At 63.5% G+C, this 19,084-nt stretch carries 17 protein-coding genes, 3 tRNA genes and 2 pseudogenes; 4 read left to right on the top strand and 18 right to left on the bottom strand.

All coding sequences use genetic code 11. The features are described 5' to 3' along the window. Positions 1-13: 13 nt before the first annotated feature. From BI49514_RS12410 to BI49514_RS12375, 8 genes are all read right to left on the bottom strand, one after another. Entirely contained in the window at positions 14-478 is a 465-nt protein-coding gene (locus BI49514_RS12410; protein ID WP_101546833.1) for a GNAT family N-acetyltransferase, read from the bottom strand. Between the two features lie 130 nt (positions 479-608). Then, positions 609-690: transfer RNA gene (locus tag BI49514_RS12405), tRNA-Leu, on the bottom strand. Between the two features lie 136 nt (positions 691-826). After that, a complete protein-coding gene (bcp, locus tag BI49514_RS12400; RefSeq protein ID WP_101546832.1) occupies positions 827-1,300 on the bottom strand; it encodes a thioredoxin-dependent thiol peroxidase in 474 nt (157 codons plus the stop codon). Between the two features lie 132 nt (positions 1,301-1,432). Continuing rightward, entirely contained in the window at positions 1,433-3,193 is a 1,761-nt protein-coding gene (locus tag BI49514_RS12395; RefSeq protein ID WP_101546831.1) for an acetyl/propionyl/methylcrotonyl-CoA carboxylase subunit alpha, read from the bottom strand. 3 nt (positions 3,194-3,196) lie between these two features. After that, positions 3,197-4,933: a 5-oxoprolinase subunit B/C family protein gene (locus BI49514_RS12390; protein ID WP_101546830.1), complete on the bottom strand. Its 1,737-nt coding sequence runs from the start codon at positions 4,931-4,933 to the stop codon at positions 3,197-3,199. After that, positions 4,930-5,751 (bottom strand): putative hydro-lyase, encoded by an 822-nt coding sequence (locus BI49514_RS12385; protein ID WP_244195167.1) that lies wholly within the window; start codon positions 5,749-5,751, stop codon positions 4,930-4,932. Before BI49514_RS12385 ends, BI49514_RS12390 begins: the two co-directional genes overlap by 4 nt. Continuing rightward, positions 5,748-6,533, bottom strand: a complete 786-nt coding sequence (locus tag BI49514_RS12380; RefSeq protein WP_244195166.1) for a LamB/YcsF family protein — start codon at positions 6,531-6,533, stop codon at positions 5,748-5,750. Before BI49514_RS12380 ends, BI49514_RS12385 begins: the two co-directional genes overlap by 4 nt. Positions 6,534-6,535: 2 nt before the next feature. Further along, on the bottom strand, positions 6,536-7,840 hold the full coding sequence (locus BI49514_RS12375; protein ID WP_101546829.1) for an NRAMP family divalent metal transporter: 1,305 nt from the start codon (positions 7,838-7,840) through the stop codon (positions 6,536-6,538). A 208-nt stretch (positions 7,841-8,048) separates the two neighbouring features. On the opposite strand from BI49514_RS12375, the pseudogene BI49514_RS17035 reads away from it, so the two are divergent. Then, positions 8,049-8,183, top strand: a pseudogene (locus BI49514_RS17035) (GntR family transcriptional regulator); the annotation flags it as partial. Between the two features lie 79 nt (positions 8,184-8,262). After that, positions 8,263-8,694, top strand: coding sequence for an FCD domain-containing protein (locus BI49514_RS12370; protein WP_257904128.1), 432 nt, complete (start codon positions 8,263-8,265; stop codon positions 8,692-8,694). A 411-nt stretch (positions 8,695-9,105) separates the two neighbouring features. Here BI49514_RS12370 and BI49514_RS12365 read toward each other — a convergent pair. The 8 genes and pseudogenes from BI49514_RS12365 to BI49514_RS12330 all read right to left on the bottom strand — a co-directional run. Then, a pseudogene (locus BI49514_RS12365) lies at positions 9,106-9,816 on the bottom strand (MDR/zinc-dependent alcohol dehydrogenase-like family protein); the annotation flags it as partial. 117 nt (positions 9,817-9,933) lie between these two features. Next, positions 9,934-11,787 (bottom strand): Na+/H+ antiporter NhaA, encoded by a 1,854-nt coding sequence (gene nhaA, locus BI49514_RS12360; RefSeq protein ID WP_101546828.1) that lies wholly within the window; start codon positions 11,785-11,787, stop codon positions 9,934-9,936. Between the two features lie 289 nt (positions 11,788-12,076). Further along, positions 12,077-12,149: transfer RNA gene (locus tag BI49514_RS12355), tRNA-Lys, on the bottom strand. Positions 12,150-12,288: 139 nt separating this feature from the next. Next, complete coding sequence (locus BI49514_RS12350; protein ID WP_167443964.1) at positions 12,289-12,582, bottom strand: GroES family chaperonin; 294 nt, start codon at positions 12,580-12,582, stop codon at positions 12,289-12,291. Positions 12,583-12,601: 19 nt separating this feature from the next. After that, the gene (locus tag BI49514_RS12345) at positions 12,602-12,886 is read right to left on the bottom strand and encodes a DUF3618 domain-containing protein (RefSeq protein ID WP_101546826.1); all 285 of its coding nucleotides are present in this window, start codon (positions 12,884-12,886) and stop codon (positions 12,602-12,604) included. Positions 12,887-12,982: 96 nt separating this feature from the next. Then, positions 12,983-13,525, bottom strand: a complete 543-nt coding sequence (locus BI49514_RS12340) for an ASCH domain-containing protein (RefSeq protein WP_167443899.1) — start codon at positions 13,523-13,525, stop codon at positions 12,983-12,985. 101 nt (positions 13,526-13,626) lie between these two features. Further along, positions 13,627-15,234 carry a hypothetical protein gene (locus BI49514_RS12335; protein WP_101546824.1) on the bottom strand — a complete coding sequence of 536 codons (1,608 nt, stop codon included), beginning with the start codon at positions 15,232-15,234 and terminating at the stop codon, positions 13,627-13,629. A gap of 131 nt (positions 15,235-15,365) precedes the next feature. After that, positions 15,366-16,979 carry a hypothetical protein gene (locus BI49514_RS12330; protein ID WP_101546823.1) on the bottom strand — a complete coding sequence of 538 codons (1,614 nt, stop codon included), beginning with the start codon at positions 16,977-16,979 and terminating at the stop codon, positions 15,366-15,368. Between the two features lie 227 nt (positions 16,980-17,206). On the opposite strand from BI49514_RS12330, the gene BI49514_RS12325 reads away from it, so the two are divergent. Further along, positions 17,207-17,282: transfer RNA gene (locus BI49514_RS12325), tRNA-His, on the top strand. A 40-nt stretch (positions 17,283-17,322) separates the two neighbouring features. On the opposite strand, the gene BI49514_RS17030 is transcribed toward BI49514_RS12325, so the two are convergent. Together BI49514_RS17030 and BI49514_RS17025 are read right to left on the bottom strand one after the other, a co-directional pair. Further along, positions 17,323-18,075 (bottom strand): recombinase zinc ribbon domain-containing protein, encoded by a 753-nt coding sequence (locus BI49514_RS17030; protein WP_244195164.1) that lies wholly within the window; start codon positions 18,073-18,075, stop codon positions 17,323-17,325. Then, positions 18,018-18,461 (bottom strand): recombinase family protein, encoded by a 444-nt coding sequence (locus BI49514_RS17025; RefSeq protein ID WP_244195163.1) that lies wholly within the window; start codon positions 18,459-18,461, stop codon positions 18,018-18,020. Before BI49514_RS17025 ends, BI49514_RS17030 begins: the two co-directional genes overlap by 58 nt. Positions 18,462-18,569: 108 nt before the next feature. On the opposite strand from BI49514_RS17025, the gene BI49514_RS16705 reads away from it, so the two are divergent. Next, positions 18,570-18,878: a transposase gene (locus tag BI49514_RS16705; RefSeq protein WP_219618455.1), complete on the top strand. Its 309-nt coding sequence runs from the start codon at positions 18,570-18,572 to the stop codon at positions 18,876-18,878. Positions 18,879-19,084: the final 206 nt, after the last annotated feature.

Below are 19,084 nucleotides of genomic sequence, written 5' to 3'. Positions count from 1 at the left end.
GGCAACTCCTTGCTCACGTCTCCGTCGGCTTCGCGTCGTAGGTGAGCCAGTTAGTCTTCGCCGCGACATCGTCATAGAGCACCTGAGCCTGAGCGTTGTCATCGGCGGTGATCCACCGAACGACTGAGCAGCCTTCGGACGAGGCAATGGCCTGCAGCCGGGAGATCAATGCACGGCCGACACCTCGTCCGCGCGCCTCGGGATCGGTGAAGAGATCGTCGAGCCAGATGCCGACGCTGCCGGCTGAGGGCCGTGAGAAACGACGGTAGTCGGCGATTCCGACGATCGATCCGTCCGCCTCGGCGACGAGTCCCTGGCATTCATGGGCGGAGTCGGTCAGCCACGACCACACGCGAGAGACGATCTCCTCGGACGGCACCAGTCGGTAGAACTCGCGGTAGGCGCGGAAGATCTCCTTCCACCGGGCCTCGTCGGTGGGCGTGGTAGGGCGGATCGTCGGGGCTGGGGACGTCGTCATCGGCAGTCCTCTCACTAGGTTCGGTGCACCAATGACCACACTGCGTTCTCCGCGGCTGTTCGCGTACAGATGTGATGACAGAAAAGTCCCCGGCGCGGAAGCCTGTCGACTTCCGCGCCGGGGACCGCGGTACGCGAGAGGGGACTTGAACCCCTACGTCCGAAGACACTGGAACCTAAATCCAGCGCGTCTACCAATTCCGCCACTCGCGCTGAAGCGGCCACAGTCGCGGCCACAACGCCCTCAAGATTAGCAGGGGCGGCCCGAGTTGTTGAAAACTCGGACCGCCCCGATGCTCACGTTGAGCACGGGCAGTTCAGCCCGCCCGACGCTCAAGTTGCAGCGGACTCAGGCAGCGTCGATGCCGAGCTCCTTGCGCACGCGGGCGACGTGTCCGGTGGCCTTGACGTTGTACTGGGCGAGTTCGACCTTGCCCTCGGCATCGACGACGACGGTCGAGCGGATGACGCCCTCGACGACCTTGCCGTAGTTCTTCTTCTCGCCGAAGGCACCCCACTCGGTCATCATCGTCTTGTCCTCATCGGAGAGCAGGTCGAAGTTCAGGCCCTCCTTCTCGATGAACTGCTGGAGCTTCTCCGGCTTGTCCGGGGAGATGCCGACGACGGCGATGCCGGCGGCCTTGAGTGCTGAGAGCGAGTCACGGAAGTCGCAGGCCTCGGTCGTGCAGCCCGGTGTCATGGCGGCCGGGTAGAAGTACACGACGACCCGCTGGCCCTTGAAATCGCTGAGGCTCACGGACTTTCCGTCCTGGTTGACGAGCGTGAAATCCGGGGCGGTGTCGCCGACTGACAGACGTGACATGAGTGCTCCTCCTTGAATAGGCTGACCCGATCTGGGCTCGGTTCCCGAAGAACCGATGACGTCCACCACTCTATTCCGTGACCGCGACCGATCCCAATGCGATCGATTCCCGCACCGAGGCGGCCGGCCGAATCATTCGACCCGGGCGATCGTCTGGCCGACGCTCACCGCATCGCCGATGGCCGCGACCTGGCGGAGCGTGCCTGCGACCGGTGCTTCGACCCTGGTCTCCATCTTCATCGCCGAGAGCACGGCGACCTCATCGCCGGCAGCGACCTCGGCCCCGTCGTCGACGAGGAAGTCCACGAGGCTGCCCGGCACGGGTGCGCTGACATCCCCGGCGCTCGCCGAGGCGGCTCCACCGTTGCCGGCGGAACTTCCGTCACGGTCCTGATCGGCGTTTCCCCCACGGGCCGAGCCGAGAGCTGCCAGCAGCCCGGCAGGCAGACCGATGGTCGTGAGCTTCCCGTCGATCTCGATCGACATCCGCTGCAGCTCGACATCGGCGACCGGGGCCGGGCGCTCCTGAGTCTCGAAGCGCGGAAGCAGTTCGGATTCGATCCACTGCGTATGGATGCCGGCGACGCCGGCCTCACCGAGACCCGTGAATGCCTCGTCGCCGAGGATGGCGAGTGAGCACGGCAGCACCGTGGCAACCCCGTCGACGCGGAGCTCCTTCGCCGCTGTCAAGGTGCGTGCGATCGCCTGCCCGCGGTCGGGACCGTGGACGATGAGCTTCGCGAAGAGGGAATCGAAGGCCGGCTGCACTGTGTCACCGGCACGCACACCGGAATCCCAGCGCACGCCGAGACCCCCGGGCACATCGAGTACATCGATGCGTCCCGGAGTCGGCAGGAAGCCACGGCCGGGATCTTCGGCGTTGATGCGCAGTTCGATGGCATGACCGACCGGCTGCGGGGTCGATTCCAGAGACAGTCCCTGGCCGAAGGCGATGCGGAACTGTTCGGCGACGAGATCGACCCCTGAGGTCACCTCGGTGACGGGATGCTCGACCTGCAGTCGGGTGTTGACCTCGAGGAACGTCATGGTGCCATCTGCAGCGAGCAGGAACTCGACGGTGCCGGCACCGCGGTAGTCCACCTCGGCGCAGATGGCTTCGGCCGAACGGTGCAGGCGCTCACGCTGCTCATCCGTCAGTCCCGGGGCGGGTGCTTCCTCGATGAGCTTCTGATTGCGCCTCTGAGCGGAGCAGTCGCGGTCACCGACGGCCACGACCCGACCCTGACCGTCGCCGACGATCTGGACCTCGACATGGCGGGGACGCTCGAGGAACTTCTCGACGAAGCATTCGGGGCGACCGAACGCCTCGACGGCCTCACGGGTCGCCGATTCGAAAGCCCCTGCTACCTCGGTCAGCTCGTGGACGATCTTCATTCCGCGTCCGCCGCCACCGTGGGCGGCCTTGATGATGATCGGCAGTCCCGCCTCGGCGGCGAAGGACTCGACCTCGGCCGCGTTCTCGAGGGGACGGTCGATGCCCGGTGCCAGGGGAGCGCCGACTTTCTGCGCGAGCTGACGGGCCGTGACCTTGTCGCCGAGGGCCGTGATCGTGTCAGCGGTCGGACCGATCCAGATGAGGCCGGCGCCTTCGACGGCGGCGGCGAAGTCGGCGTTCTCGGACAGAAATCCGTAACCGGGGTGGACGGCATCGGCACCGGCGGCCTTCGCTGCGGAGAGGATCGCATCGATGTTGAGGTACGTGTCGCCCGCTGTCGTCCCAGGCAGAGCGAACGCTTCGTCTGCAAGCCGGGCATGCATGGCGTCGGCGTCCTGATCAGCATAGACAGCCACCGAAGTGTGCCCGTGCTGGGCGCAGGCGCGGAGGATGCGGACGGCGATCTCGCCGCGGTTGGCGATGAGGATTCTCGACATTGTTCAGCCTTCGTTCTCGTTGGTGCGGGGTCCTGCTGCGGTGCTGGACGCCTCGGCCGAGTGGGCGTTCGGCGTCGGTCGGGCAGAGGTGGTGAAGCGCAGCTTCACGCCGGGAGGCAGCTGCGCGGCGAGGTCGACATCATCGATGCTGGCGATGATCGGGTAGCCGCCGGTGAGCGGATGGTCGGGCCCGAAGAGCACCGGCTGACCGTTCGGCGGAACCTGCAGGGCACCGGTGACCGCGCCTTCGCTGGGCAGCTCGCCCGTGCGGGCACGTTCGAGTGGAACCTCACCGTTCAGTCGCAGTCCGACCCGGTCGGATTCGTGGGTGACCGTCCACTCCTGTGACAGCAGAGTCTCGATCCCGGCCTCGGTGAACCAGTCCTCGCGCGGTCCCAGCGTCACGCTCAGTGTCACGGTTTCCCCCGCCTGCGGAAGATCCCTTGGCTGCGCGGGATTGGGATCGACGAGGTGGGGCGCCGTCCGCGGAGCGTGCACTCCCACCGTGGTGCCGTTGTCCACAGCGGCCGGACCGAGCCCGGCCAGGGTGTCGGCGGAGCTGCTGTCGAGAGCCGTCTCGACAGCGATTCCACCGCGCACGGCGAAGTAGCGGCGGACTCCGCGCTCGGTTGGTCCGAGCTCGAGTTCGTCCCCGTCGGCCAGTGCAAAGGCCTCGCCGAGGCGGGGCGTGAGGACCGTGCCATCGGCAGCGGTCACGGTGATCGACCCGGTCGCTCCGGTGACGGCTGCGACTCCGTCGCCGGTGGCGCGCAGGAGCACTGCGCCCCCGAAGCTCTCGAGCCCGGCCGCGGTCTCGGCATTGCCGACGAGGCGGTTGGCCGCGGTCAGAGCGGTGCGGTCGGCGGCGCCGGCGGCGGAGACGCCCATCGAGGCGAAACCTGGTCGGCCGAGATCCTGGATGAGCAGCTGCAGCCCGGGACGCAGCACCTCGAGGGCATGGGAGGCCGCTGCCGCCGAATCGGATGCCGAATCCGCTGCTGAATCCACCGCAGAATCCGACTCCGAACCTTCCGCACCTGGCGAACCCGAGAAACCTGAGGCACCCGACCTCGCACTCGAGCCCGCGACCTCGACGGTCTCGCGGCCCGCCTCGGCGAATTTCACGATCGTGCCGGGTACGAACAGGGCCGGTGGTTCCCGGTCCAGGTCCCACAGCTTCGCATCGGTGCGTCCGATGAGCTCCCAGCCGCCGGGGGAGGAGCGAGGGTAGACGCCGGTGAACTCGCCAGCCAGAGCCACCGATCCCACGGGCACTCGCGTGCGTGGGGAGGAGCGACGGGGAACGTTGAAGAGTTCGTCGTCGCCGGCGAGGTAGCCGAAGCCGGGGGCGAACCCGGCGAACGCGACCTGCCAGGTCGCGGCCTGGTGGCGTTTGATCACCTCGTCGGGGGAGACGGAGAGGAGGTCGGCCACCTCGGCGAGGTCGTCCCCGTCGTAGTGGACATCGATCGTCACCTCACGGGCCGCATCCGAGGCCGACTCGGTGTGCCCGAGCCCGCGCACTGCCTCGGCGAGGATCTCGGCGTGCGTGCGTGCGGGATCAAAACTTATCAGCACTGTGCGGGCGGCGGGGATGAGTTCGGTGACGCCGGGCAGATCGGCGGCTTCGAGGCTGCGGTGGAGCGCCATCGTCGCGGTCAGATCGGCGCACTCGACGAGGAGGTGACGCCTGGACGCGGTGTGGAAGATCGGGGAGTCGGCCGGCGGTGTCGAGGTCATTGGCGGTAGGTGTCTTCCGGTTCGTCGGTGATGAACATCTTCCCGGGTGAGTGCGTAATTGCGAAGGGGATTCCCGAGGCCTGGATGGCTGCCTGCGGAGTGACTCCGCAGGCCCAGAACACGGGAATGTCGCCATCTTCGATGACCGGGGCGTCACCGAAATCGGACGCGTCGAGGTCAGCGATGCCGATCTGGGACGGGTCGCCGATGTGGATCGGGGCACCGTGGACCGCGGGGAAGCGATCGGTGATGCGCACCGCCTCGGCGACCTGGGAGGCCGGGATCGGGCGCATGGACACGACCATGTCCCCGCTGATCCGGCCGGCGGGACGGCAGGCCGTCGACGTGCGGTACATCGGCACATTGCGACCGGCCTCCTGGTGGCGGATCGGGATGCCCGCTTCGGTCAGGCCGTTCTCGAAGGTGAACGAACAGCCGATGAGGAAGGACACGAGGTCTGGATGCTGCTCCCAGACTGAAGTGGCGTCGGTGACCTCGTCGGTCAGAACGCCGTTCTCCCAGATCCGGTAGCCGGGGATGTCCGTGCGGATGTCGCTGCCGGGGGCCAGTGCGGATGCCAGCTGTCCGGGTTCGAGGACGTCGACGACCGGGCACGGCTTCGGGTTGCGCTGGGTGAAGAGGAGGACGTCGAAGGCCCAGGCGTAAGGCACGGAGATGAGGTTCGCCTGGACGAGTCCCGGTGCCATCCCCGAGGTGGGACCGTCGAATCCTGCCCGGATGCGTGCGCGGGCTTCCGCACCCGCAGCCCTCATCGTGTCCACGGCAGAGGTTGAGGTGGTGCTGGTGGTGGAGCTCATCGTCCGGCTCCGGCGAAGGCGGCGATCGTCACGCCCTCGGATTCGAGGAGGTCGCGGGCGGCGCGGGCCATGTCGATGGATCCCTGGCTGTCGCCGTGGAAGCAGATGGACTGCGCATCGACGTCGACGAGGCTGCCGTCGATGGCTTCGACCTGTCCGGTCTGGACGAGGCGCAGGACGCGGGAGGCTACGGCCTCTGGGTCGTCGAGGACCGCGTTCGGCTCCGACCGGGAGACCAGGGAACCGTCGGGGTTGTAGGACCGGTCGGCGAAGGCCTCGGCGGCAACGGTCAGTCCCGCCTCGGCGGCGACGCGGTTGGCCACGCTGCCGGCGAGCCCGAGGAAGACCAACGAGTCGTCGATGGACGTGATCGCGTCGACGACGACCTTCGCCTGCGCTTCGTCATGGACGATCGCGTTGTAGAGGCCGCCATGGGGTTTGACGTAGGAGACGGTTCCGCCGACGGCGGTGGTCAGTCCGATGAGTGCGCCGATCTGGTATTCGACCTGCGCCTGCAGGGTCGCTGCCGGCACGTCGAGGGCGCGGCGACCGAAGCCTTCGTAATCGTCGTAGCCGGGATGTGCTCCGATGGCGACTCCGCCCTTCGTCGCGGCGGCGACGGTGGCACGGATGCCTTCGGGGTTTCCGGCATGGAAACCGCAGGACACGTTCGCGCTGGTGACGAGGCCGAGCATGGCGGCATCGTCACTGACGACACGGTCGGGGACGTTCTCCCCGAGGTCAGAGTTGAGGTCGATTCTCAGTTCGCTGTTGACAGACAATGTCACCCTCCGATTCCGATCATGGCGAAGATGGGGCCGATGGACTGTGTGGCCGTGTACCACGTGACCAGTGTTGCCGCGGTGCCGATGATGAGTAACCACTTCGGGTACGAATCAGTGCGCAGCAGGCGCGGCCTGAACCAGCCGATGTACATGAAGATCGTCAGACCGATCGGCAGGATGAGCCCGTTGAAGCCGCCGACGAAGACGAGCAGTGTGGCAGGTGCCGTGCCGAGGACGAGGTAGACGACGAGCGAGACGACGATGAAGGACACGGTCGCCAGCTGGAGCGGCCAGCCGCCTTCGAGGCGTTTGGAGAACGCCGAGAGGAACGTCGCCGAGGTGTAGGCGGCGCCGATGACCGAGCTCAGAGCCGCGGCCCAGAAGATCGCGCCGAAGATGCGCATTCCCGCATCGCCGAGGACTGCGGCGAAGGCCTGACCGGCGGGGTTGGCCACGCTCGTGTCGAGGTCGAGAGCGACACCGGAGGCGACGACGCCGAGGATGGCGAGGAAGAGGACGTAGCGCATGACTCCGGTGACGACGATCCCCGACAGAGCCGAGCGCATGACAGAACCGGCGTTCTCCGGGCCGGTCTTGCCCGAGTCGAGGTACCGGTGGGCACCGGAATAGGTGATGTAGCCGCCGACGGTGCCGCCGACGATCGTGGTCACGGTGGCGAAGTTGATGGTGTCGGGCGCGATCGACTGTCTGAGCGCCTCACGGACCGGCGGGTTCGAGACGATGGCGACGATGCAGGTGAGGATGATCATCCCGATGCCGAGGATGAGCACGACGGTGTCGACGACCTTGCCGGCGCGCTTGAACAGGAAGATGCCGATGGCGAGCAGTCCGGTGACGAGCCCGCCGAGCTTCGGATCGATGCCCAGCAGCGCGTTGAGGCCGAGACCGCCGCCGGCGATGTTGCCGATGTTGAAGGCCAGTCCGCCGACGACAATGAGGATGGATAGGAGGATGCCCGAACCGGGCACGGCCGAGGAGGCCAGCTGGGCAGCACGTTTGCCCGAGGAGGTCACCATCCGCCAGACATTGAGCTGGATGGCGATGTCGATGAGGATCGACGCGAAGATCGCGAAGGCGAAGGCCGCACCCATCTGAGCCGTGAATGTGGCGGTCTGGGTGATGAAGCCCGGACCGATCGCCGAGGTGGCCATGAGGAAGATGGCGCCGATGATCGCGCTGCGGCTGATCTTGGAGCCGATTTCGCTCTTGGCATTGTCAAGGCCCGAGGCGGCCCCATCCGTAGAAGAGGATTCCGGCGGTTGGGATTCCGGTGCGTGTGACATGGGAGTCTCCGACTGTCTGGTGGTCAGTTGTTCCTTCGTATGCGCCGATGGGGTGAGGATAGCGAGGACTGTGTCCTGGCACACGTGAAGTGTTAAACAATCTAGCACTCATTGTTCAACAAACATACATGGGGGGGTCACACTTTTCGTCGTCGCTTTGTCGACGGACGGATGGGAGTTCGGGGTGCTGTTTCAGTAGGATGGAGAGGTGAATCACGACTCGTCCCTGGTCAACAGGCTCACTGACCGTCTCATCGCTGGAGAGCTGCGCCCCGGTGAGCGGCTGTCCGAAACCGCGCTGGCGAAGGAATTCGATGTTTCGCGCAATACTCTGCGTGAGGCGTTCCGGGTCCTCGGTGAGCAGGGCCTGGTCACGCATATCCCGCACCGAGGCGTCTCAGTGGCGTCACCGAGCACCGCCGATGTCGTCGACATCTACCGGGTGCGTCATCATGTGGAGTGCTCGGTGCTCGGTGCTCGAGTACGCGCCGCGCAATCACCCGAACGCCGTGAGGATGGAGGCGGCCGTCGAGGCTGCCGAGAAGTTCGCTGGCGAAGAAAACTGGCTGGAAGTCGGCACGGCGAACATGGGGTTCCACAATGCCGTCGTCTCGCTGTCGGACAGCAGGCGGCTGATGCGGTCGTTTGCCAATGTGCTCGCCGAGCTGCGCCTGGCCTTCCTCAAGGTGGAGGTCCTCGACTTCCTCCATGCGCCCTTCATCGAGCGCAACCGCGAGGTGGTCGAGATCTATCGCTCTGATGGGCCGGGGGCCGCCGCTGCTAGGCTTGCCGTCTACCTCGGGGATTCGGAGAGACAGGTTCTCGGTGCCTATGCCCGCGCCGGGCAGGACTGAATTGGGAAGCTGGGGGCTCGTGAGTGCTATTGAACCGGATTCGATGACGCCTCGAGCTGCGAATAGCGGTCGTTCTGAGGAGTGAGCTTGGACGCGCCTTTGAGCTTAGATGAGAAGGGGCCGTTGGAGACACCAAGGTAAGCCTGCTTACGAGTGTGCTGCCAGTAGTCTGGAGCATCAATCCTTGAGCTCTTCAGAGTTGACCAGCTGGCCGATTGAAATCTGGCGGGTGGCAGAGTTGGCTCACTAAGGTCACGACACCACCTAGCTTCGGGCGAAGACGTGTCAACCGTTGTCACGACAGACTGATCGGACAGTTAGTGCAGTTCGGGTGCCACCAAAGGCAGCACCCGAACCCGTTCTCTGATGTCGTTAATTGAAGCTTGCAGTCCTTCTGGAGGGTGGATCAGGTCAGGCTGGAATGAGCCCGTGCGGATCGATGATGAACTTGTCCGAAGCACCCTGATCAAAGGTTGCGTAGGCGTCTGGAGCATCGTCGAGACTGATGATCTTCGTGTTGAGCATGTCGCTGAGGTACGGCATGCGGTCCCAGAGAATGGCCATCATCAACTCGCGGTTGTAGTGCATGATCGGTGCCTGGCCGCCCGAGATTCGAGGTGACTTGATCCATGCTTTTCCGAAGTTGAGTGGGAAAGTTCCTTCCTGCTCTGCTTTCGACTCTGCAAGCGGATCGGGTCCGTAGACTCCGATAATGCCGGTGGCTCCGCCAGGTCGGGTAGCGTCCATGACTTGATTGATCGCGTGCGCGGGATCCATATCTCCGGCCTCACGACCGATTCCATGTGCTTCCGAGCCCACGTAGTCCACCGCACAATCCACCATGGGCTCGCCTAGAATAGCTTCGATCTGATCGGTCAGAGGAACATCCTCGTTGAGGTCAATGGTCTCGCAGCCGTTCTGTTTCATCAGATCGAGGCGGTCCTTGTGGTAGTCGCCGACAATGATGCATGACGCTCCGAGTAGGCGAGCTGCCGCTGCCCCGCACCGGCCGACAGGTCCTGCACCGGCAATATAGACTGTCGAGCCTGGCTTGGCGCCGGCCTCCATGAGTCCGTGGAATGCAGTGGGAAGAATGTCTGACAAGAGGGCCAAGTCGCGGACCCAGCGATAGGGTGCCGCCCGCCACTCAAGGTCCATTCGGAGTGGATCAACCAGTCCGCGACCGAACCCGCGGCTTGACACTCCTCGGTAGTAGTCGCCGACCCCCTCACCATCCTTTCAGCGGGGTGCCTCCTGGGTACGTGTGCCGCGCCTCCTCGCTTCGAGCGCCGCAGTCAACGTCCGGGCGTCATAGTCGCCCAACAGGCGCCGACCTTCGACAAAGAACGTTGGGGTGGCATGAGCACCGCTGGCCTCGGCACTCACGAGGTCGCGGTTGACTCGTTGCGCGACAGCCTCGCTGTCCATGTCTTGGATGAAGCGATCGACGTTCAGCCCGAGCTCTTCCGCATAGGCAAGGAGATGCTCCCGCTCGAGCGCGTCCTGGTGTGTGAATACGAAATCGAGCCATCGCCAGAACTCGCCTTGGTTTGCAGCTGCTTCAGACGCTTTTGCAGCCAATGGCCCGTGTGGGTGGTGGGGAAGATGCCGCACTACGTAACGAAGATCGTCGCCGAATTGCGCGCGCAGGTCGTCCCAGGAGCCAGTGGCGTGTGCACAGTACTCGCACTCGAAGTCGATATATTCGACCAGTGTCAGCTTGGCGTCCTGCGGGCCGCGAATGTGATCGACTTCGGGATCGACTGTAGGATCGAGCACCATCGGCAGATCTGCAGTCTCCTCACCCCACCGCTTGGCAGCGATCTTGAAAATCAACCAGCCCAGGGCAACGGCGAGCACCATGGAGACCAGGACACCCACAGTCGCCTGTCTCCCGAGATCAGTTGTCGAGCCGAAGGCAAGTCCGATGACGAGCAGAGAGACGGTGAACCCGATGCCTGAAAGCGCTGCACCGCCGAAGACGCTGCCCATTCCCACCCCTTCTGGCGGTCGGCCAAGGCCCATTCGGACTGCCAGCAGAGTGGCAAAGCCAATTCCAAGAAGCTTACCGAGTACGAGGCCGGCAATGACTCCCCAGGTCACGGAAGAGCCGAGGGAATCAGCGAGCAATCCACCTCTGAGGTCGACGCCGGCATTGGCGAGTGCGAAGATCGGCACGACAAGCAACGCAGTGGGCCAGCGAAGGACTTCGTGCATTCTCTCGTTCACCGAGATCCCCCGTGCGAGACCGCGGTTGACACCGCGCGCTGAGGCGGCGCTGGGCGACTGCCAGAAGTCACGGAAAAGCTGGCGGGCAGCAACTACCTCTTGGCGCTGGGTAGGGTAGGCGGGGATGAGCAGCCCGGCTATCATGCCCGCGAGTGAAGCATGAACCCCGGAAGAGACAGTGGCGAACCACAGAACAATCACAATGATCACATAAGGCCCCGTAATCCACTGTCGTGAACGGCCGAGCGCCCACAAGCCGATGAGGCAGGCTAGAGCGATCAACAAGGGGACAAGCTTGATCTCATCGCTATAGACAATGCCAATGATCGATACTGCCAGGAAGTCATCGACCACTGTCAGGGTGAGCAGGAAGACACGCAACTGACCTGACAGTCGTGGACCCACTATTGCCAAGGCGCCGAGCATGAACGCTGTATCCGTTCCGACGACAGCACCCCATCCGCCAAGTCCGCTACCGCCGGACAAGCTGACGACAAACGCATACACGAGAGCCGGGAGAGCGACGCCTGCGACGCCAGCTATCAAAGCGAGTTGAGCACGACTTCGATCGCGCAAAGATCCGTGCGCGAACTCTTGCCGCACCTCTAGTCCGACAACAAAGAAGAAGATCACCATGAGTCCGTCGTTGATCCAGTGGTGCAGAGTCATATGCATGCCCACGGGACCGACATCGAAGCCGACCTCCTGATGCCAGAGCGCGAAATAGCTTTCAGATAACGGCGAGTTCGCCCACGCAAGCGCCAATACTGTGACCAGCGCCAGAAACATCGCCGATCCGGACTCTGTTCGTAGACTGCGTACGATTTGCCCGAGACCTGGCTTACGGTCAGCGAAGTTCTGCATGGAGGGAGTCTAGCTGAACTTGCTGTTGTATCTTCATACCGAGGCACCCGAGGACCAGTGGTCGTTCGGCAGTCCCTGGGCCTGGCTATCATCGCGTGGCGTCGCGAAGGTGGCGAATCTCAAGATGGGCTGGGAGGAGACGATCGGCTTCTCAGGGACTGAAAGCAGTGTCGAGGCTGACACGTCCAGTCCACACCCACATCTTGGCCTACAGCCCACGATCTCTTCGCAGGAAAGAGAACAGAAAACCGCCACCCGGTTGATCCGAATGGCGGTTGTCAGTGTGCTGTGCACCCCCCGGGACTTGAACCCGGAACCCACTGATTAAGAGTCAGTTGCTCTGCCAATTGAGCTAGAGGTGCGTGCCGCGCATCCTGCGCAACGAGAATTAATATTACTCAGGTGTCTGCCGATCATGCAAACCGAGATCGGCCCATATTTGATTTTGTGATGAAGGTCGCAAGCCCCAGGTCGGATACCCGATCAGACAGCGGCCAGTCCCTACAGGTACATTCCTGAACTCGACTGCTCGGCCGGCTCGGAGATCGCGTGGACGTCGCGTTCGCGCAGCAGCACATAAGCGCGCCCCTCGAGCTCCACCTCGGCGAGTTCCTCGGGATCGTAGAGGACGGTATCGCCGAGGTTGGCCTGCCTCACGTGCGGGCCCGCCGCTACGACCTCGCCCCACACGAGGCGTCTGCCCATGCTGGCGGTGGCGGGAATGACGATGCCCGCCGAGGATTTGCGTTCCCCGGCTTCCGCGCTGGGTTCGAGCAGGATCCGGTCATGGAGCATCCGGATCGGTAGTGCCGCATCAGCCACGCTTGCGGCCGGAGAGTCCGACGATGAGGGCGGCCACACCGAGGACGGCACCGGCACCGAGTGCGATGATCTCAGGCTTGGGGGAGCCGTCTTCCTCGACGACCTCGGACTTCGCCTTGTTGACGGCGCGCGTCGCCAGCACCTTTGGGTGGATGCGGCCGACGAGCTCGTCGATGTTCTCGGCGATGCGCTCCTCGCGCAGTCGGAGCGACTCCGCGAGCTGTGCGGTTGTGGCCTGGTCGACGGTCACATCTGAGGTGTAGACGTTGTCAGTCATCGGGTCGAGTCCTCCCGGTCGAGAATGCTTTGCTGCGTCTGTGACCTTGTGCCACAGTGCTTCGCTGTCCAGCTTAGCGGCTGGGCACTGCGAGTGTCAGATATCTGCCGCGGTTCGACGGAATCTTACAATCTCGACGTTCGCGTTCGCGGGCATGGTCGGGTAGTGGTCGCGGAGATTGGCGATGTACCGTTCCAGTCCACCCGAGCGGGTGAGGTCGAGATCCTCACATCGCAGTGCGTCGATTCGCTTCACCATCACCGAGGCGACTTCCACGGGAAGCGTGCCATGCTCGGTATTCTCGAAGTGCGCCAGAGCCGGACCCGTGCAGTGGCGTTCGTTCCACCGCACCGTCAGCGTCTTCGTCCCGTCCGCGACGGCGTCGAAGTATCTGGAGTGGAACCTCAGCAGTCGTCTGGGAGCAGAATCCGGATGCCGATAGGAGTGGGGGAGCAGGGCGGGGAGCGGGGCGATCGACGTCTGGCCCGTGGTGTCGTCCGGTACGGCGACGAGCGCATCGGGATGGAGGTCGAGAATGACTTGGCGGCAGCGTCCGCACAGGGCCAGCGCACCGCGGTTCCGGTCGCCGACCGCTGCGATTGTGACCAGTGGTCCGGCGTTCGCGGCGGCACCGATCACGACGAGTTCCGCGCAGGGTCTGCCGGTGAAGTGAGCCCGCTCACGAGCTGCTCGGCGGCGTCGATGACTCGCAGTTCGGAGTCGAAGAGGCCCACGCGGCCTCACTCCTGTTTTCCGCGGCGTCCCATGAGGTAGATGATGAACCCGACCGCGGCCATACCGGAGGCGGCGAGGACGAAGATGGGCCAGGAGCTGACGATCGTGGAGATGATGGATTCGCCGAACGAGGTCGCCGGATTCTGGTTGGCCCGCGGGGACGGCTGATCGCCACCCGTGATGAGGTCCGTGTCGTCTTTGGGCGCAGGTTCGTCGGGGTTGCGAGGCACAGGGTCAGAGTAGTCAGGGGTTTCGCTATCCTCGTCATCCCCGGGCAGCCATTCATCACCAGCATTTCCGGGAATGGTCTCGCGTTCATCGTCGGGGGAGCCGTTGCCGTTCGACGGGTCCGGAGTGGTCCCGTCGGCGTCAGAGGCGCCGATCGACGAACCGGAACCATGCTTGTCCGAATCCTTCTCGTCATCGTCGCCGGAATCCGCGTAGGAGCCTGAGCTGTCGGAATCGCTGCCGCGTGAGCCGTCCGATCCTGAACCGGAATCGGTGTCAGATTCTCGGCCGTCGGAGTCCTTGTCGCCCGAAGAGTTCGCGCGGTCTTTCGACCCCGAATCCGATGAGGTGGAGCCATCGGTCGAGGTGGTGCTGTCGTCAGAGGTTTCGCTGTCTGCGGACGATCCGTCCTTGCCGGCCTTGCGGTCGTTCGCGGAATTGTCGTCGGAGGTGGCGCTGTCCTTACTGGCAGCTTCGTTGCTGTCCAAATCGCTGTCGGCCTCGGCACCGTCGGATGAGGTCGACCCATCTGCTGTCGGAGAGGGACCGCTGTCGGCCGTCCCGTCCTTTTCGGTGCCATCAGAGTCGCTCGATGCTTCGGCAGTGCCTTCGTCATCTGAGTACTGTTCGCCACTGGCAGTGATGTTCTTGCCGTCGGCTTTGAAAGTCCACTCCGGGTCGGGGCCCTTGTCTCCAAAGCCCTCGAACCTGAAAGCCTTTTCATCGCCCGCGGCTCTGATCGTGCCGTCAGAGCCGAACTCGAATTGGGTGGGTGCATCGGCCTGCGTGGTCGCGTCAGCCACGGATCGGTCGCTGTCGTCAGTATCCGAATCGCTGCTGGTTGAGTCCGCGGTGCCTTTGATCGATGTGTCTTGCGCTGGGACTCGGACCATTCCGCGATCAGTCGGCGCGTCGAACTCTACGCCCTCCCAGCTCTTCGGCAGGCTTCTGGGCTTATTGTCGTTCGGCTTGACCGAAAGCTGCTTGGTGTCCTTATCCCAAGTCGCTTCGAGCTCGCCCTCGATCGCACATGGTTCGTCCGAGGTCCACTCTTGATCCTTGCAGGCCTTGTCGCCTTCTTCATCAGGACCGGGATCCGGATCAGAGTTGTCGTCGGCGTCGACCTCGGTGATTCCGTTATCGGCACCGCTCGAATCCGCGCCGGCACCGTCTGTGCCGTCTGCCGTCGACCCACCATCATCGCCGGCAGATGAATCGGCTCCGGCGGAAGCGCCGGCCTCGGCGCTCGCACTGGCTTCGGCCGTGGGACTGGGACTCGGCTGGGCGAATGCAGGTGTGAACGTCGCTGAGATCGGTAGTGCTGCCAGGGCAAGCGCGGCGCCGACTGCGGCGGCTCTGCGGCTGAACCTGTGTGAGACTGGCACTACGTTCCTTCGCGGTGGGGATTCCGACTTCATTGGGTCAAGGGGACATGACGTTCAGACACATCGGTGCCCATCTTAATGTCTCGACCAGACGTGTTAAAGTCGCTGGCGTGTTTCGCCGTGGCGCGAAATCAGCGATCCTGTGTCTCTGACTTCTTCGGATATGCGCGAACGGTCGAGTCCTCGCCGAGCACCAGGGCCTCGTGGCCCTTGTCGACGACGGCCAGGAGCTCGGTGTCGGTCTTGAACGCCTGCTTTCCGGCGAGCAGGCATGAGGAGTTCGTGTCCATCGTGCAGGGGACGATGGTGCCGCGCGGCTCGGACAGGTGGATATCGCGGCTGGACACGTCCATGAGCAGCAGACCCGACTCCAGATCGAAGAGGTAGGGGCCGATGTACGCGCGCTGTCCGGCCTGACCTCGGACCCACGACTTCTCACCGACGATATCGGTCGTCGTGGTCACAGTGGACAGAATCGAACCATCGTCGAGGGAGTGGACGACGAGCTGGATCCGGTGGCCCGAGTTCGTCGACGCACCCTGTTCTCCCCAGAGCGTGATCGCTTTGCCGTGACCCGCCGAGATCCAGTCGATGATCTGCAGTTCGTCACCGGGGCTTTCGAGCTTGATGCTGCGTTCCTCACCGGTCTTGATGTTTTGTGCCTTGACCGGTCCGTTCCAGTCAGAGCTGAAGAGCTCATCATCGTCGATGGCCATGGGAGTGGATCCGGCTTGTGGGGTGGGCACATTCTCCAGACCGTCGGCGCCGAAGGTCGAGAGCCGGTTGCCCGATTTGATGAGCACACTCTTGCCTGCCGAGGTGATGCGAGCCTTCTCCGGCAGCTGGTACGTCTTCGGTTTCGAGTCTCCGTCGAAGAGCGCCTCGGCGGTGTTGCCCGACTGCCACAGCAGAGCCGGCCGACCGTCGATGACGGTGTCTACTGCGAAGGTCGGTGACTCGCTGATCTTCGCCTTGTAGCGCGACTTGCCCGTATCGGCGTCGAGGACCTCGAGTTTGTTGTCGTTGACGAGGAGGACACCGCGATCGGAAGCCGTCACCGAGGCGCGTTTGGGCACCTTGGTCTCCCACGTGGGCGAATTAACGTAGCTGGGCACGACATCCTGAGTGCTGTCGACAGAGAGTTCAGAAGCCGGGTTGACCTCCTGTTCGGAACCGATCGTCTGCGGGGCGCCGTCCGAGTTGACGGGGACGATATTGGGAACGACGAACGCGCCGATCATGAGGATCGCCAGACCGATGAGCACAAGGCCGGGAACCGTGATCTTCTTCAGCCGCTGCGGACGACCGCTGGCCGAGCGCTTCTTCACCGGAGTCTTCTTCACGGTCGGCGCGGCAGGCACGGCCGGACCTGAGAAAGGGGTTCCCGTCGGGTAGCTGTCGCCGTTCGATGTCGCAGTCTCGTCGTGTCCAGCGTCGCCGGTGTGCCCAGCGGATCCACCAGCACCATTCGCGGGGGCAGCGGATGACGATTCGGTGGGGGCCGCCTCGGTGCCGGTGTCGGAAGAAGGGGAGGGGGCAGCCCCGACTTTCCCGTTCACGTCGATGCCGATCTCGGTGGTCTTCTCACCATCACCGATCGTCACAGCCAGCGGAGTCGCGGTCTCTCGGGCGTAGTCGCCGAGGTAGGAGATGGCCTGCCCAGTGTCGGAATAGCGACTCGTCGCCCCGTTGAGGGTGGTGTAGGTGAACCCGTCGTCTGAGACGGCGATCAACGCACGAGCCATGTACAGGGTTCCTTGAAGATTATCGAGGGCAGGGCCGAATCAATACTAATGAATGTCTGGGGTCGCTCCTACCAGTTGTCCGAAACCGTTATAGATCGCTACAGAATCGTTGCACGCAATGAGATCTGTGTCTCAATGTGCCCAAAGGTCGGTTCCGGTTTGCTCAGGTGAAGAGGGAACGGCTAAGATATATCTTGCTGTCTGCGCCTATGGGCGCAGCGCATGTGGTGGGTATAGCTCAGCTGGTAGAGCGCCGCGTTGTGGTCGCGGATGTCGCGGGTTCAAGTCCCGTTACTCACCCCAAATGGGAGAGGTTCAAACCCTCGACAAGAGTAACTACTCTTTATCCGGTTTGAGCCTCTCCCTTCTTTTTCGCTTCAGCGGCCCAGTTCAGGGCGTTCATCTGCTCCTCCGTGTCGCAGAGCGAACCGAAGGGGCGCTCGTACTCGACCCGCACATCTCCTTCTTCCTCGATGAAGATCCGATGAAAGAACGCCTGGTTGCACAGCCGCCGGTTCGCGTCATCAGCACGTTGATAGATGCTGACGATGTTGGCGAGCAACCCGAGCGAATCATCGAGGTTCGCCCGGGCTGACGCATACTCGTCATGGTGCGCTTCGAGCCGGTGTTGAATGTCACCGATCTGGTTCGCGATGCGATCTTGCTCCTGCTTCAACAGGTCGATCGGTACCGCCCCCGCATAGTGGGCTTGCAACAGTTTCATTCGCTCATCGTCAAGACGGTCGCGCTCGCTCGTCAGCCGCGACAGTTCTTTCGTCTCGTTCGCCATGAGCAGATCGAAGTCGGCGTGGATCTTCCCGGCGAGGTCTTGCCGCAGCCCAGGTGACACTTCGATCATCTCGTAGTACTTCTCGATGAGCCGCTCAACATCTTCGATGAGCATCGCCTGCGTCGTGCACTCGGTCTTTCCCGAGTGCCGTCCCGAGCACACGAAATACGGGTAGACGTTGCCGTGCCGGTTCTTCGCATTGGTGATAATCAGGCGTTCGCCGCACTGGCCGCAATAGACCGTGCCCTTCAAGTAGTGGTCATGCACTTGGGTCGCATCAGCCGCGGACTTGTGTGCGTCGAGCACTGCTGCACCTTATACCAGACCTCTTTCGGCACGATCGCTTCGTGGCTGCCCTTGTAGGTTGCACCTTTGAACCTCACATCTCCCTTGTAATACGGGTTCGAGAGCAATCGGTGCAGGGTTGAGATCGCGATCGGCTTCGAGGGACGTTTCGGTGTCGGCAGGGTGGTGAGCCCACGGGCGATTAGTTCGCGATGGATCTGAGAGAGCGTCCACCTGCCCGATGCGTACACCTGGAACGCCCACGTAATGTGCGGCGCACGCTCTTCGTCGACCTGCACGGTACGGTTCTCACGGCCGCGCTCGTCGCGCACACCCACATTCACATAGCCGATCGGTGCTCGATTCGTGGTGCCACCCTGCGCGGCTTTCTGTGTGAGCCCCTTCACTGTTTCGGTAGCGAGGTTTCGCGAATAAAACTCGGCGATGGGACTGATGCAGGGTTAGGTGACATCTAATCTGGCTTGTTCATAGGCAAGCCTGGAAGGATAGACACCATGCCACAGCCCTACCCGAAAGAATTCCGCGACGACGTCATCCGCGTCGTCCAGACCAGGGATTCCAAGACGACGATCGGACAGATCGCCAAGGACTTCGGAGTCCACGAAGGCACCATCAACAAATGGCTCCGCCAAGCAGAAATCGATGCCGGCAACAAACCCGGCAACACCAGCGACGAGTCCGCCGAACTACGAGAGATGCGTCGGCGCAATCGTCTGCTTGAGCAGGAGAACGAGGTCCTGCGCCGCGCGGCCGCGTATCTGTCACAGGCGAATCTGCCGTCAAAAGGCTCTACCCGGCCGTGAGAGAGCTCGCCGCCGACGGGATCCCCGTGGCGGTGTCAGAGGGGGTACCTCCCGCTTGAGAGCGGAGCGCGCGGGGGAGCGGGTCTTGAAGCTCTCCCGCCAGCCCTACTACCGGTGGCTGGCAGCACCCATCCCTGAAGCAGTCGTCATTGAGGCATATCGGGCCGATGCGCTCTTCGATGCCCACCGCGATGATCCCGAGTTCG

Source organism: Brevibacterium iodinum ATCC 49514, from assembly GCF_900169265.1.
Classification (GTDB): domain Bacteria; phylum Actinomycetota; class Actinomycetes; order Actinomycetales; family Brevibacteriaceae; genus Brevibacterium; species Brevibacterium iodinum.
This window is presented reverse-complemented; position numbering and strand designations above follow the sequence as displayed.

What these genes read in the sequence shown, in the direction of transcription:
- BI49514_RS12410 (WP_101546833.1), bottom strand. Translation starts at nt 478, where the DNA reads ATGACGACGTCCCCAGCCCCGACGATCCGCCCTACCACGCCCACCGAC.
- bcp (WP_101546832.1), bottom strand. Translation starts at nt 1,300, where the DNA reads ATGTCACGTCTGTCAGTCGGCGACACCGCCCCGGATTTCACGCTCGTC.
- BI49514_RS12395 (WP_101546831.1), bottom strand. Translation starts at nt 3,193, where the DNA reads ATGTCGAGAATCCTCATCGCCAACCGCGGCGAGATCGCCGTCCGCATC.
- BI49514_RS12390 (WP_101546830.1), bottom strand. Translation starts at nt 4,933, where the DNA reads ATGACCTCGACACCGCCGGCCGACTCCCCGATCTTCCACACCGCGTCC.
- BI49514_RS12385 (WP_244195167.1), bottom strand. Translation starts at nt 5,751, where the DNA reads ATGAGCTCCACCACCAGCACCACCTCAACCTCTGCCGTGGACACGATG.
- BI49514_RS12375 (WP_101546829.1), bottom strand. Translation starts at nt 7,840, where the DNA reads ATGTCACACGCACCGGAATCCCAACCGCCGGAATCCTCTTCTACGGAT.
- BI49514_RS12370 (WP_257904128.1), top strand. Translation starts at nt 8,263, where the DNA reads ATGTCGTCGACATCTACCGGGTGCGTCATCATGTGGAGTGCTCGGTGC.
- nhaA (WP_101546828.1), bottom strand. Translation starts at nt 11,787, where the DNA reads ATGCAGAACTTCGCTGACCGTAAGCCAGGTCTCGGGCAAATCGTACGC.
- BI49514_RS12350 (WP_167443964.1), bottom strand. Translation starts at nt 12,582, where the DNA reads ATGCTCCATGACCGGATCCTGCTCGAACCCAGCGCGGAAGCCGGGGAA.
- BI49514_RS12345 (WP_101546826.1), bottom strand. Translation starts at nt 12,886, where the DNA reads ATGACTGACAACGTCTACACCTCAGATGTGACCGTCGACCAGGCCACA.
- BI49514_RS12330 (WP_101546823.1), bottom strand. Translation starts at nt 16,979, where the DNA reads ATGGCTCGTGCGTTGATCGCCGTCTCAGACGACGGGTTCACCTACACC.
- BI49514_RS16705 (WP_219618455.1), top strand. Translation starts at nt 18,570, where the DNA reads ATGCCACAGCCCTACCCGAAAGAATTCCGCGACGACGTCATCCGCGTC.